Here is a 13,295-nt window from a genome sequence, read left to right on the forward strand (position 1 = left end):
TCGGGGATCAGTAGGACGCCGCACGCGGCTCGGCGCGGAAGCGCGAGGCGCGACCGTCGATGCCGGTCATCCTCCACAGCAGCTTGGCCGGGCCCTTGCGGATGCCGAGGTTGTCGGCCAGGAGGCGTACGTCACCGAAGAGGTCACGCAGCAGCTTCTCGGACTCCTCCGACTTCCACCAGATCTCGCGTGCGACCTCGTCCGGGATGCCCATGTCGTGGCGGGCCTGCTTGCTCGGGACCATGATCACGTCGCAGAGCAGTCGCATGATGATCGGGAAGATGTAGGCCAGCAGCGTCTTCTTCACGCGGCCCAGCTCGGGCACGTGCTGCTCGAGGTACTGGTGGGCGAAGCCGATGTGGCGGGCCTCCTCGGCGATGTGGATCTGCATGATCCGGTTGGCCGCGGGGTGGCTCCCGCCGGAGCGCATCGCGCCCTTCTGCAGGTGGTCGATCGGCTCTTCGCCGGCGAGGATGCCGGTGAAGAACGCCTCCGGGAAGAACGCACCCGCCGAGGCCATGAAGGGCACCAGGACCTTGAAGTAGGTCGGCGCGCCCGCCACGTCGGGGTTCACCCGGTTGACGAACTCCTGGAACATCTGGGTGTGGTGGGTCTCCTCGGTCACCTCGTGAGTCGCGTAGCGGAACTCCGGGTTGTTGTTCTTCGACCAGACCAGGTGGTTCATGACACCGCCGATGAGCAGCTGCTCGAACTGCAGACCGACCTTGGCGACCTGGGCCCAGCGGTACATCCCGATCTCGATCTGGCGCTCCTTGGACAGCGCCTTGTACCAAGGGTGGGCACCGATCTCGTCGGCGTCATTGAGGATCCAGCGCTCGTCGTCGGGCAGCACCGCGAGCTCGTCGGAGTCCCAGTCGATGTCCTTGAACGGGTCGAAGTGCACCTCCACCGAGGCCTCGGACAGCGTACGAAGCGTGTCGAGGTAGGCCTGCTTGCCCTGGCGGACGTATCCAGTGGACTTCTCATCCTGAACGGCGGTCATGACGATCGCTCCTTCACCGTTGAGTTCTACGTTGAGCTGCTAACGACGTGACTCACGTTACCCGGACACGCGTCCCGATAACAAGAGTACGCGCGACTTCGTGTCACGTTTATCTTCTCGTCTCTCAGAACCGTCCGGAAATGCCGCGAGGGCGATGCGTGACATTCACGCACCGCCCTCGAGAGGTTTCGGGTCAGACTTGCTCGTGCGACTCCACGGCGGCGACGATCCGCTCGATGGCCTCGTCGACCGGGATGCCGTTCTCCTGGTGGCCGTCGCGGTAGCGGAAGCTGACCGCGCCCTTCTCGACGTCCTCGCCACCGGCGATCAGCATGAAGGGGATCTTCTGGAGCTGGGCGTTGCGGATCTTCTTCTGGAAGCGGTCGTCGGACTCGTCGACCTCGACCCGGATGCCCTTGGCCTTCAGCTTGGCGGCGACCTCGTAGAGGTAGTCGTCGAACGCGTCGGCGACCGGGATGCCGACGACCTGGACCGGGGCGAGCCACGGCGGCATGGCGCCGGCGTAGTGCTCGACCAGCACACCCAGGAACCGCTCGATCGAACCGAACTTCGCCGAGTGGATCATCACCGGCTGCTGGCGGGTGCCGTCGGCGGCCTGGTACTCCAGGTTGAACCGGTCCGCGGCGGGCTGGTTGAAGTCGTACTGCACCGTGCCCATCTGCCAGGTCCGGCCGATGGCGTCCTTGGTCTGGACGGAGATCTTCGGACCGTAGAACGCCGCACCACCCGGGTCGGGCACGAGGTCGAGACCGGTCTCGGCCGCGACGTCCTCGAGGATCTTGGTCGCCTCGGCCCAGTCCTCGTCACTGCCGACGAACTTGTCCTTGTTGGAGTCGTCGCGGGTCGACATCTCCAGGTAGAAGTCGTCGAGACCGAAGTCCTTGAGCACGGTCAGCATGAAGTCGAGCAGGTGCTTGACCTCGGCCGGCGCCTGCTCCTTGGTGCAGTAGGAGTGGGAGTCGTCCTGGGCGAAGCCACGCACACGGGTGAGGCCGTGGATGACGCCCGACTTCTCGTTGCGGTAGACCGACCCGAACTCGAACAGGCGCAGCGGCAGCTCGCGGTAGGAGCGCCCGCGCGAACGGAAGATCAGGTTGTGCATCGGGCAGTTCATCGCCTTGAGGCGGTAGTCCTGGCCGTCCACGTCCAGCGCCGGGAACATGCCGTCGCCGTAGTAGGGCAGGTGGCCCGAGGTGTGGAAGAGCTGCTCACGCGCGATGTGCGGGGTGCCGACGTACTCGAAGCCGTGCTCGATGTGCTTGGCGCGTACGTAGTCCTCCATCTCCCGCTTGATGATCCCGCCCTTGGGGTGGAAGACCGGGAGGCCGGAACCGATCTCGTCCGGGAAGGAGAAGAGGTCGAGCTCGCGGCCGAGCTTGCGGTGGTCGCGGCGCTCGGCCTCCTCGATCCGGACCAGGTGGGCGTCGAGCGCCTCCTTGGACTCCCAGGCGGTGCCGTAGATGCGCTGGAGCTGCTTGTTCTTCTCGTCGCCGCGCCAGTACGCCGCGGCGCTGCGCATCAGCTTGAAGGCCGGGATCCGCTTGGTGGTGGGCAGGTGCGGGCCGCGGCACAGGTCCTTCCACGCGATCTCGCCGTTGCGGTCGAGGTTGTCGTAGATGGTCAGCTCGCCGCCGCCAACCTCGGCGCTGGCGCCTTCGGCAGCGTCAGCGGCCGACCCCTTGAGGCCGATCAGCTCGAGCTTGTAGGGCTCGTCGGCCAGCTCGACACGGGCGTCGTCGTCGGTGGTGACCCGGCGGGAGAACTTCTGGTTGGCCTTGATGATCTTCTTCATCCGGGACTCGATCTTGACGAGATCATCCGGGTGGAACGGGGTCTCGACGTCGAAGTCGTAGTAGAACCCGTCGGTGATCGGCGGGCCGATGCCGAGCTTGGCCTCCGGGAAGAGCTCCTGCACCGCCTGCGCCATCACGTGCGCGGTCGAGTGACGCAGGATGTCGTGGCCGTCCTTGGAGTCGATCAGGACGCCCTCGACCTCGTCGCCGTCGGCGAGCTCGTAGGCGAGGTCCTTGAGGTCGGAACCGACCCTCGCAGCAATCACCTCGGGGGTATCCTGGAACAGCTCCCAGGCCTTCGTGCCCGTAGTGACCGTCCGCTCCTCGCGCCCGTCGGGGGTGAGTACGGCGATCTTGATCTCGGACACGATCTCTCCTGTGGTCAGGTCGGTGATTCGGACGCGTCGATCGTATCCGCAGGAAAGCCCCCGACGCTCATCGGTATTTGCCCACTACACTCCACCGTTCGAATCCGCTCCACCGTGAAAGGCCCCGTGCTCCCCACCACCGGACCCAAGTCCCGTCTCATCGACCCGTCTCGCCGGGTGCGCCGGCTACAGCGGCGTACGTCGATGGCAACCGTCCTGATCACCCTGGGCCTCGGCGCGCTGGCGATGCTGTTCCCGGCCACCGCCATGGCCCAGCAGGCCGCTGACCGGTGGAACAGCGGGCAGTGGGCGGAGGTGAGCGTGGTGGAGCGGTGCGAGTTCGACAGCGGCACCGGCGAGATCACCTCCTGCCGGGGCCAGTGGCGGGTCGACGGCGAGCGGGTCACCGGAAGCATCCACGGCACCCTGCGCGACATCGGCCGAGACCCCGACCCCTCGAAGGCGACCTTCCGGATGTGGGTGGTCGACTCCGATGCGTACGGCGAGCATGCGATCAACCCGTGGCCGGCCCGCATCGTCGGGATGGGCCGCGACCCGGTGCTCTGGGGCGGGATCGCGCTCACCGTGCTCGGGCTGGTGGTGCTGCCGAGGCGGCGGACGTGGCTGCGTACGCCGGGCGAGGAGACGCTCAGCGAGGACCTCGGCATCAGGCTGAGCACCCACCCTGCGCACGGACGGGCGTGGCTCGCGCCGGTCGGGCTGGTCCTCGGCCCGGCGCTCATCGCGCTCGGCGCCTGGGTCGCCACCCGGCCACAGCTGCCGATGGTGCTCGTGCTGGGCGGTTGTCTGCTTGCGCTCACCGGGCTCATTCTGGGGTTCCGGCTGGCGTGGCTCGGGCTGCAGCGCCCGTTCGCGGTGGACCTCGGGCTCTACGAAGGCGGCCTGGTCCTGGAGTATGCCCGGCACACCGACGTCATCCTCTGGGAGGACGTGACCAGCATCGACACCGGTGTCGTCGACGAGCGCAAGGCCAACCCGCGCATCGACGTCACGCTGCACCTGGTCACCGGCGCCGCGCTGCGGCTGCCGCGCGTCGACCACCAGCACTCGTTCACCGCCCACCTGCACCGGATCACCTCAGACGGATCGCTGCCGACTGGGTGAGCCCGGGGTGAGGTCGGGGTGAGGTCGGGGTGAGGTCGGGGTGAGGTAGCGTCGGCGCCGATGAACCAGATGCGCGCAACCGTGGTCCACAAGGGCGAGCTCTCCGTGCGGTCGGTCCCGCGTCCCGAGCCCGGACCGGGACAGCTGCTGATCAAGGTGCTGCGCGCCGGCATCTGCGGCTCGGACCTGCATGTCCGAGAGCACGCCGACGAGCTCAACGAGGTGGTCACCGAGATCGGCTACACCACCGCGATGAAGCCCGAGCAGGAGATCGTGCTCGGACACGAGATCCTGGGCTCGGTCGTCGCCTACGGCCCGGAGACCCGCGGCCGCTGGGAGCCGGGCACCTCGGTGACGGCGCTGCCGGTGCTGCGTACGGACGGGGCGGTCCACATGGTCGGCTTCGACGTCGACTCCCCCGGCGGTTTCGCGGAGTACTGCGTCGTCCAGGAGGCCTTCACCTTCCCGGTGCCCGACGGCGTCTCGCCCGACCGGGCCGTGTTCACCGAGCCGCTGGCCGTCGCCTTCCACGCCGTACGCCGCGGGGCGGTCTCCGCACGGCGCCCGGCCGTGGTCATCGGCTGCGGCCCGATCGGGCTGGCCGTCATCCTCATGCTCAAGGCACAGGGGGTGAAGACGGTGGTCGCCTCCGACCTCTCCCCCGCCCGGCGCGCTCTCGCGGTGAAGTGCGGTGCTGACGTGGTCGTCGACCCCCGCGAGTCCTCGCCGTGGGACGCCTACAAGCAGCGCGGTCCGGTGACGTCGCTGACCGACTATCTGGGCTTCGGGATCGACGCGATGCAGGTCGTACGCCGCATCCCGCTGCTCCCCTGGGAGACCGTGCTGCTCAACGCCGACCGCCTCGGGCAGTCGCCCGCAGGTCCGGTCGTCTTCGAGTGCGTCGGGGTGCCGGGGATGCTCGAGCAGATCATGACCGCGGCGCCGCTGCACACGCGCGTCGTGGTGGTCGGGGTGTGCATGGAGCCGGACACGATCCGGCCGGCGATCGCGATCCACAAGGAGATCGACCTGCGGTTCGTGTTCGGCTACGACCCTGCCGAGTTCGCGCGCACGCTGGAGCTGATCGCCGGCGGGAAGGTCGACCCCTCGCCACTGCACACCGGCACCGTCGGACTCGACGGGGTCGCCCAGGCCTTCTCGGATCTGGCCGACCCGGAGACGCACGCGAAGATCCTCGTCGATCCGTGGGCGTGACGCGAGACACGGCACCGTCGATTCTGGTGGACGGATCACCTACCAGTAGTATCTGATCCACCAGCGGCCCGTTCCGGTCTTGCCCCCGGCCGCTCTCGCCGAACTTTGGACTCGGTAACTCATTATGGCGAGACACCTCGCTTGAAAAGTTGACTCCTTGTCTCAGCAGAGCTTCAGCGCGCTCGGCGTGCCCGCAGACCTCACCGCCGTCCTCGATCACCACGGCATCACCTCCCCCACCCCGATCCAGGCCGCGACCCTGCCGGACTCCCTCGCCGGGCGCGATGTGCTCGGTCGCGGGCGGACCGGGTCGGGCAAGACGTACGCCTTCCTGCTTCCGCTCGTCGCCCGCCTCGCGGGTGGCACCAGGGCGAAGGCGGGCAAGCCGCGGGCGCTCGTGCTCGCCCCGACCCGTGAGCTGGTCCGCCAGATCGAGGAAGCGCTGCGTCCGCTCGCCGCGGAGGCCGGCCTCACCATGCAGACCGTCTTCGGTGGCGTCGGGCAGAACCCGCAGGTCATCGGCCTGCGCAAGGGTGCCGACGTCGTCCTCGCCTGCCCCGGCCGGCTCGAGGACCTGATCGCGCAGCGCCACGCCGACCTGTCCTCGATCGAGGTCACCGTCCTGGACGAGGCCGACCACATGGCCGACCTCGGCTTCCTGCCCGCCGTGCGCCGCCTGCTGGCGATGACGCCGAAGGGCAGCCAGCGTCTCCTGTTCAGCGCCACGCTCGACAAGGGCGTCAACGTGCTGGTCAAGCAGTTCCTCCAGCAGCCGGTCGTCCACGAGGCCGACTCCGCGCAGTCGCCGGTGGCCGAGATGGAGCACCACGTGCTCCACCTCTCCGCCCGCGAGCACCGCATCCCCGTGCTCGCCGACCTGGCCGCCGCTCCGGGCCGCACCGTCGTCTTCACCCGCACCAAGCACGGCGCCAAGGGCGTCGCCCGCCAGCTCGGCCGCGCCGGCATCCCGGCTGTCGAGCTCCACGGCGACCTCTCCCAGAACGCCCGCGTGCGCAACCTGGAGGCCTTCCACTCCGGCCGGGCGACCACCCTGGTGGCCACCGACATCGCCGCCCGCGGGATCCACGTCGACGACGTCACCCTCGTCGTCCACGCCGACCCGCCCGCCGAGCACAAGGCCTACCTGCACCGCTCCGGTCGTACGGCACGCGCCGGTGCCTCCGGCACCGTCGTCACCCTGATGCTGCCTGACCAGGTCAAGGACGTCCGCACCCTGACCCGGGCCGCCGGGATCAAGCCGACCACCACTCGTCTCGACGGGCCCTCGCACCCGATCCTGGGCGAGCTGGCACCCGGCGAGCGCAGCCGCCCCGGCCCGTTCGTGCCCGTCGTCGCCCAGCCCCCGCGCCGCCCCGCCGGCGAGGGCACCGGCAACCGGAAGAGCCGCCCCGGCTCGCGCGCCCGCAAGCGTCAGCGCGCCACCGGCAGCCGCTGACCCCAACTCCGACTCGAGACTGAGGACGGCGCCCGACCCTGGAACTAGGGTTGGCCGGGTGACTGTGCACGACGACGGCTCCTCCGGCCGGCTGGCGACGTTCTTCGCGACCGACGACGACTGGGAGCGAGAAGGCTCGATCACGCTCGGCGACTGGCTGGTCGGCGCGGTCGTGCTGGTCGCGAGCCTGGCCACCTTGGAGCTGATCCGGGGAGTCGGGACGCTCGACTCCAGCGACGCACCGACCTGGGTCGAGTGGATGGCCGTGGTCATCGGTGCGGCGCTGCTCGTCTTCAGGCGGCGCTTCCCGCTCACGATCGCGCTTCTGGCCGGGCTGCACATGTTCGTCACCGGGGTGTGGCTCCCGACCGTGATGGGGCTGCTGCCGATGCAGATCATCTACTTCGTGGCCTTCTTCGCCGGAGCCGCCTGGGCGCGGCGCCGGCGGGACATGGTGGTCGTGATGGGGCTCATCACCCTGTTCATGTTCGCCTGGCTCTCCTGGCAGTTCGCGGTCGGCAGCGGTATCGACGAGATCCGCGAGGCGACCGCCGACGCGGAAGGCTCCTCGCTCATCGGCCCGGTGACCGCCTACGTGCTGCTCACCACGATGATGAACCTGCTCTACTTCGCCGGCGCGATCGTCGGGGGCCAGGTCGCCTGGCGGGGCGCACGGCAGAAGGCCGAGCTGGCCGAGCAAGCCGCGACCATCGCGGCCCAGTCGGGGCAGCTCCAGCGCCGCGCCGTGATCGACGAACGCCTGCGGATCGCCCGCGAGCTGCACGACGTGGTCGCCCACCACGTCGCGGTCGTCGGCGTCCAGGCCGCCGCCGGGCGCAAGCTGCTCGAACGCGGCCGTCCCGGTGACATCGAGGGCGCCGCCGAGGCGCTCGGCAACGTCGAGGCCTCCGCGCGCGAGGGAGTCACCCAGATGCGCTCGCTGCTCGGCACCCTGCGCGACCCGGCCGGCGACGCGGAGACGAAGGGACCGGAGCGCCGCCCGGAGCCGCGACTCGAGGACCTGCCCGCGCTCCTGGACGAGATACGCGAGAGCGGGCTGCGGGTCGACTACCAGGCCGTCGGTCCGGTCGAGAGCCTCTCGCTGCCGCTGGCGCACTCGGTCTACCGGATCGTCCAGGAGGCGCTGGCCAACGTACGCCGCCACTCCACCGCCGACCGCGCCCAGGTCGTCCTCCGCGTCGACCGGGCGGCAGCCGCGCCGTACGCCGAGGTCGAGATCACCGACAACGGCCGGCCCCGGCACGGCACCTCCGGCAGCGGCCTGGGGCTGCTCGGCGTACGCGAACGAGCAGCCGTCCGGAAGGCGGAGGTCGACATCGGGCCCAGGGCCGTGCAGGGGTTCCGGGTGCGGGTGCGGTTCCCGCTCGACTCCCCCGTCGCGTCGGCGGGAGCGGCGCGATGATCCGGGTGCTGCTCGCCGACGACCAGCAGCTGGTGCGCTCGGGATTCCGTCTCATCCTCTCGATGGAGGACGACATCTCGGTGGTCGGCGAGGCCTCCGACGGCGCCGACGCGATCGCGAAGGCGCGCGAGCTGCGGCCCGACGTGGTGCTGATGGACGTACAGATGCCCGGCACCGACGGCATCGAGGCGACACGCACGGTGGTCGCCGAGGGGCACGCCAAGGTGATCATCCTGACCACCTTCGACCGCGACGACTACCTCTTCGACGCACTGGCCGCCGGCGCGAGCGGCTTCCTGCTCAAGAACGCCGACCCCGACTCCCTGGCCGAAGCGGTGCGGGCCGCCGCCGACGGGCACGCCCTGCTCGCCCCGGAGGTCACGATGCGCGTGATCGGCCGGGTGACCGGCGACAACGCCCCGTCGGCGCCGAGACCGAAGCCACCCAGAGAGCTCGACCTGCTCACCGCTCGGGAACGGGAGGTGCTGGTGCTCATCGGCGAGGGACTGAGCAACAACGAGATCGCCCGCCGGCTGTTCCTCACCGAGGCGACCGTGAAGACCCACGTGTCGGCCTGCCTGGCCAAGCTGCAGCTGCGCGACCGGGTGCAGACCGTGGTCTTCATCCACCGTCACGGCCTGCTCCCGGCCGGCCCGCCCAACGGGTGAGGCCGAGCTCATCCTCGCGACGGATCCGCCCGGCGCGGCACTGAAATAGCGTGGGTCCCGTTCGTTTCCAACGCAGAGGAGATTCGATGCTCGAGGTCAGCGGGCTGACCCGCCGCTTCGGTGAGATGGTCGCCGTCGACGACGTGTCCTTCCCGGTCCCGTCCGGTGGGCTCACCGGGTTCGTGGGCGGCAACGGTGCCGGGAAGACCACCACCATGCGGATGATCATGGGGGTGCTGGCCGCGCACGCCGGAACGGTGTCCTGGCAGGGGCACGAGGTCACCCGCGAGGACCGGCGCCGGTTCGGCTACATGCCCGAGGAGCGCGGTCTCTACCCGAAGCAGCCGATCCTGGACCAGCTGGTCTACCTGGCTCGGCTGCGCGGCATGTCCACCGCCGACGCGCGCCGGGAGATCACCGTGCTGCTGGAGCGGTTCGGCCTCGGCGGTCGCATGAAGGACCCGCTGGAGAAGCTGTCCCTGGGCAACCAGCAGCGGGTCCAGATCATCGCCGCGCTCGTCCCCGCGCCGATGGCGCTGATCCTCGACGAGCCCTTCTCCGGGCTCGATCCCGACGCCATCGACGCGATGGCGGATCTGCTGCGCGAGCACGCTCGCGACGGCGTACCCGTGGTCTTCTCCTCCCACCAGCTCGATCTCGTCGACCGGCTGTGCGACCGGCTGGTGGTGATGGCCCGCGGCCGGGTGGTCACCCAAGGAACGGGCGAGGAGCTGCGCGCCGACGCCGCGCTCCGCTACCGGGTCGTCCTCGACGGCGACGCCGGCTGGGTACGCGACCTGCCGGGGCTCCACGTCCGCGACGTCTCCGGTCCCGAGGCCGAGATCGAGGTCGTCTCCGCCGGTGCCGAGCAGAAGCTGCTCACCGAGGCCACCAGCCGCGGCAACGTGCTCGACTTCCACCGCGTCGTACCCCGTCTGTCCGAGATCTACCGGGAGGTCACCGCATGAGCGTGAAGACATCGGGCCAGCCCGTCTGGCAGATCGTCGCGCGTCGCGAGATCGCGGTCCGCGCCACCGACAAGTCGACCCTGATCGGCACCGCGGTCATGCTCGCGGTGATCGTGGGCGCACTCGGCTTCTCCGCGTGGAACGCGAGCAAGGAGAAGACGTACGACCTCGCCTACTCCTCCACGGCCTCGCAGGCGATGGTCGAGGGCATCGCCGAGCGCGCCTCCGACATCGACGAGAAGGTACGCATCGTGCCGGTCGCCGTCGACGACGCGGACGCCGCCCGGCACGCGCTCGAGGAGGAGCAGGCCGACGCCTATCTGCGCCCGGACACCGACGGCTGGACCCTGGTCACCCTCGAGGACGCCGACTCCGAGCTGCGCGACGTGGTCAGCCAGTCGGTCGAGGCGATCGTCCTGGCCGGCAACGCCGACGCAGCCGGCACCACGGCGGCCGAGCTGACAGAGGGCTCGGCGGTCGGAGTCGAACAGCTCGAGGGCGACAGCGAGCTGTCCGCGATCCGCTGGGTGGTCGGGTACGCGCTCGCGATCGTCTTCTACTTCGCCTCGATCATGTTCGGGATGACGCTGGCCAACAGCGTCGTGGAGGAGAAGCAGTCGCGGATCGTGGAGATGATCGCCGCCGCCGTACCACTGCGGCAGCTCCTCGCCGGCAAGATTATCGGCAACGCCGTCATCGCCGTCGGGCAGATGCTCATCTATGTGGCCGTCGGACTGGTCGGGCTGAGTCTCACCGACTTCAGCTTCGCCCTGCCGGCGCTATCCGGAGCGATCGGCTGGTTCGTGGTCTTCTTCCTGATCGGCTTCGTGGTGCTCTCGACCCTGTGGGCGGTAGCGGGCGCGCTCGCCTCGCGCACCGAGGACCTGCAGTCCTCCTCCACCCCGATCACGATGCTGCTCATGGTGATGTTCTTCGGCGCCCTCTACCTCGACGGGGTCGGCGAGGTGATCGGCTCCTACATCCCGCCCCTCTCGGCGGTCCTGATGCCGATGCGCCTCGTCGACGGCACCGCGGCCTGGTGGGAGCCGATCATCGCCGTGGTCCTGCTCCTCGCCTGCGGCGTCGCCCTCGTACGCCTCGCCGAGCGCCTCTACAGCCGCGCCCTGCTCCAGACCGGCGGCCAGCTCTCCCTCAAGGCGGCCTGGCGGCTCGAGGAGTAGCCGAGGCGTCACCCCCGTCGGGCGAGGCGTCACCCCCGTCGGGCGAGGCGTCACGCGCGTCGGCCGAGAAGCCACCTCTGTGCCATCTCGATTCGCGTCAGTGACTTCTCGCCCGACGTACCTGACTTCTCGGCATGATGGGGGCAGTCGACGACGACCCGAGGAGCACAGACATGGCCCGAGAGATCACCACCGTTGTGGAGGACCTGCACTATCTGGAGTGCCCGCGGTGGCACCAGGACCGGATCTGGTTCGTGGACTTCTACTCTCACAAGGTCTACTCGGCGCAAGAGGACGGGTCGGACCTGAAGGTCGAGGCGGAGGTGCCGGGGCAGCCGTCGGGGCTGGGCTGGCTTCCCGACGGCCACCTCCTGGTCGTCTCGATGCGCGATCGCCGGATCCTGCGTCGTGAGTCGGACGGCTCGCTGGTGACCCATGCCGACCTCAGCGCTCATGTCAGCCACCACCTCAACGACATGGTGGTGGACGAGGAGGGCAGGGCGTACGTCGGGAACTTCGGCTTCGACATCATGGCCGGCGCCGACGTAGCGCCGACGGTGCTGCTGCGCGTCGACCCGGACGGGACGGTGACCGAGGTCGCCGACGACATGTGGTTCCCCAACGGCAGCGTGATCACCGACGACGGCACGCTCATCGTCGACGAGACCTGCGGCAACCGGATCAGCGCCTTCGACATCGCGGAGGACGGGTCGCTGAGCAACCGGCGTACGTGGGCGAAGTTCGGTGAGCTCAGCACGCACACCGCCTTCGCGGAGGCGATGGGCGATGCCGTGCTCGCGCCTGACGGCTGCTGCCTGGACGCCGAGGGCGCCGTGTGGACCGCCGACGCGGTCTTCGGCCGGCTGGTCAGGGTCGCCGAGGGCGGCGAGATCCTCGAGCAGATCGAGCCGGGCGGCGGCGTCTTCGCGTGCATGCTGGGCGGCAGCGACGGGAAGACGCTGTACGTCTGCGCCGCGCCCGACTTCTTCGAGGAGGCACGCAAGGCAAACACCGAGGCACGGCTGCTGGCCATCCGGGTCGACGTGCCCCGGGCGGGACGCCCTTAGTCCCGGTCGTCCTGCACGTCCGGCGGCGGACCGTCCAGGCGGCCGGCGCGGCTGCGGATCGGCACCGCGACGTGGAGCGCGTTGCTCTCGAGGGTGAAGTCGGTCGGTGTCTCGGTGACGATCTCCCCGTCGAGGTTGACCGGCATCGCCTCGTCGGTCGTGATCCGCACCGCCGAGGTGGTCACGTGGTGCACGTGGTCATGCTCGATGAAGTGGCCGCTCCTGAGCAGCCGCGCGATGGAGACGTGGTCGCGCATACGGCCCCGGACGATGGCGTAGACGTCGAGGAGGTCGTCGTCCACCGAGGCGGTGGGCGAGACGGTGTTGCCGCCGCCGTAGTGACGGCCGTTGCCGACCGCGACCTGGAGCAGGTCGTCGAGCTCGACCGTGTCGTGGTCGCCCTCTGGGAACTCCAGGCGCGCGGTGAAGGGCCTGTGGTGGCGGTAGGCCTGCAGCGTCGCCACGGGGTAGGCCGCCGGCCCGATGAGCTTCTTCAGGCGCGGGTTCAGGGCCTCGGTCACCGCGACGGAGAGACCGAAGGAGGCGACGTTGAGGTAGGCGTGGCCGTTGGCCCGCCCGATGTCGACGTTGATGATCTTTCCCTCGAGCATCTGCTGGACCGCGGTCTGCGGGTCCTGGTCGAGCTCGAGCGTGCGGGCGAAGTCGTTGGCGGTGCCGAGCGGCAGCACCGCCAGCACGACGTCGCTGCCGGCGATCCGGGCCGCGGCGGCACCCACCGATCCGTCGCCCCCGCCGATGACGAGCAGATCGGGCTTGTCGGCAGCGACCTCGTCGAGAGTGGTCTCCAGCTCCTCACCCGAGTGGACTGCGTAGGAGCGCACGTCCTCGATCCCCGCGGACCGCAACATCTCCTCCGACGAGGCCAGCGCGTCCTGTCCGCGGCGTGAGCCGGCGTTGACGACGAGGGCGACCTTCACGGAGTCGCGTGACAACAGCGATTGCATATCCACCCTCAGGAGGGTACGCACTCCACCTGAGTCCGCGCT

Annotated in this window: 11 protein-coding genes; 8 read left to right on the forward strand and 3 right to left on the reverse strand. The window is 69.6% G+C overall.

Annotated features, from left to right (window positions below; all coding sequences use genetic code 11):
- Positions 1-7: 7 nt before the first annotated feature.
- Both ABZU72_RS17955 and thrS read right to left on the reverse strand, forming a co-directional pair.
- Positions 8-1,003, reverse strand: coding sequence for a diiron oxygenase (locus tag ABZU72_RS17955; protein ID WP_355020188.1), 996 nt, complete (start codon positions 1,001-1,003; stop codon positions 8-10).
- A gap of 193 nt (positions 1,004-1,196) precedes the next feature.
- On the reverse strand, positions 1,197-3,185 hold the full coding sequence (thrS, locus tag ABZU72_RS17960; protein ID WP_355020189.1) for a threonine--tRNA ligase: 1,989 nt from the start codon (positions 3,183-3,185) through the stop codon (positions 1,197-1,199).
- 126 nt (positions 3,186-3,311) lie between these two features.
- Here thrS and ABZU72_RS17965 point away from each other — a divergent pair, with 126 nt between their 5' ends.
- The 8 genes from ABZU72_RS17965 (at position 3,312) to ABZU72_RS18000 (ending at position 12,288) form a co-directional block, all read left to right on the forward strand.
- Positions 3,312-4,310, forward strand: a complete 999-nt coding sequence (locus tag ABZU72_RS17965) for a hypothetical protein (RefSeq protein ID WP_355020190.1) — start codon at positions 3,312-3,314, stop codon at positions 4,308-4,310.
- 60 nt (positions 4,311-4,370) lie between these two features.
- The gene (locus tag ABZU72_RS17970; protein WP_355020191.1) at positions 4,371-5,525 is read left to right on the forward strand and encodes a zinc-binding dehydrogenase; all 1,155 of its coding nucleotides are present in this window, start codon (positions 4,371-4,373) and stop codon (positions 5,523-5,525) included.
- 157 nt (positions 5,526-5,682) lie between these two features.
- Positions 5,683-6,981: a DEAD/DEAH box helicase gene (locus ABZU72_RS17975; RefSeq protein WP_355020192.1), complete on the forward strand. Its 1,299-nt coding sequence runs from the start codon at positions 5,683-5,685 to the stop codon at positions 6,979-6,981.
- A gap of 58 nt (positions 6,982-7,039) precedes the next feature.
- Positions 7,040-8,404 (forward strand): histidine kinase, encoded by a 1,365-nt coding sequence (locus tag ABZU72_RS17980; protein ID WP_355020193.1) that lies wholly within the window; start codon positions 7,040-7,042, stop codon positions 8,402-8,404.
- Positions 8,401-9,072, forward strand: coding sequence for a response regulator transcription factor (locus tag ABZU72_RS17985; protein WP_355020194.1), 672 nt, complete (start codon positions 8,401-8,403; stop codon positions 9,070-9,072). The genes ABZU72_RS17980 and ABZU72_RS17985 overlap by 4 nt, the downstream gene beginning before the upstream one ends.
- 86 nt (positions 9,073-9,158) lie before the next feature.
- A complete protein-coding gene (locus tag ABZU72_RS17990) occupies positions 9,159-10,040 on the forward strand; it encodes an ATP-binding cassette domain-containing protein (RefSeq protein WP_355020195.1) in 882 nt (293 codons plus the stop codon).
- The gene (locus tag ABZU72_RS17995; RefSeq protein WP_355020196.1) at positions 10,037-11,221 is read left to right on the forward strand and encodes an ABC transporter permease; all 1,185 of its coding nucleotides are present in this window, start codon (positions 10,037-10,039) and stop codon (positions 11,219-11,221) included. The genes ABZU72_RS17990 and ABZU72_RS17995 overlap by 4 nt, the downstream gene beginning before the upstream one ends.
- Before the next feature lie 173 nt (positions 11,222-11,394).
- Positions 11,395-12,288, forward strand: coding sequence for an SMP-30/gluconolactonase/LRE family protein (locus ABZU72_RS18000; RefSeq protein WP_355020197.1), 894 nt, complete (start codon positions 11,395-11,397; stop codon positions 12,286-12,288).
- Here the strand turns inward: ABZU72_RS18000 and ABZU72_RS18005 are convergent.
- Positions 12,285-13,253, reverse strand: coding sequence for a lipid kinase (locus ABZU72_RS18005; protein WP_355020219.1), 969 nt, complete (start codon positions 13,251-13,253; stop codon positions 12,285-12,287). The two genes, ABZU72_RS18000 and ABZU72_RS18005, sit on opposite strands and share 4 nt — an antisense overlap.
- Positions 13,254-13,295: the final 42 nt, after the last annotated feature.

It is taken from the genome of Nocardioides sp. NPDC004968 (assembly GCF_040608935.1).
GTDB lineage: Bacteria > Actinomycetota > Actinomycetes > Propionibacteriales > Nocardioidaceae > Nocardioides.

Bases quoted from the DNA above. Each gene is read 5' to 3' on its own strand.
- ABZU72_RS17955 (WP_355020188.1), bottom strand. From the start codon at position 1,003: ATGACCGCCGTTCAGGATGAGAAGTCCACTGGATACGTCCGCCAGGGC.
- ABZU72_RS17970 (WP_355020191.1), top strand. From the start codon at position 4,371: ATGAACCAGATGCGCGCAACCGTGGTCCACAAGGGCGAGCTCTCCGTG.
- ABZU72_RS17985 (WP_355020194.1), top strand. From the start codon at position 8,401: ATGATCCGGGTGCTGCTCGCCGACGACCAGCAGCTGGTGCGCTCGGGA.
- ABZU72_RS17990 (WP_355020195.1), top strand. From the start codon at position 9,159: ATGCTCGAGGTCAGCGGGCTGACCCGCCGCTTCGGTGAGATGGTCGCC.
- ABZU72_RS17995 (WP_355020196.1), top strand. From the start codon at position 10,037: ATGAGCGTGAAGACATCGGGCCAGCCCGTCTGGCAGATCGTCGCGCGT.
- ABZU72_RS18000 (WP_355020197.1), top strand. From the start codon at position 11,395: ATGGCCCGAGAGATCACCACCGTTGTGGAGGACCTGCACTATCTGGAG.
- ABZU72_RS18005 (WP_355020219.1), bottom strand. From the start codon at position 13,253: ATGCAATCGCTGTTGTCACGCGACTCCGTGAAGGTCGCCCTCGTCGTC.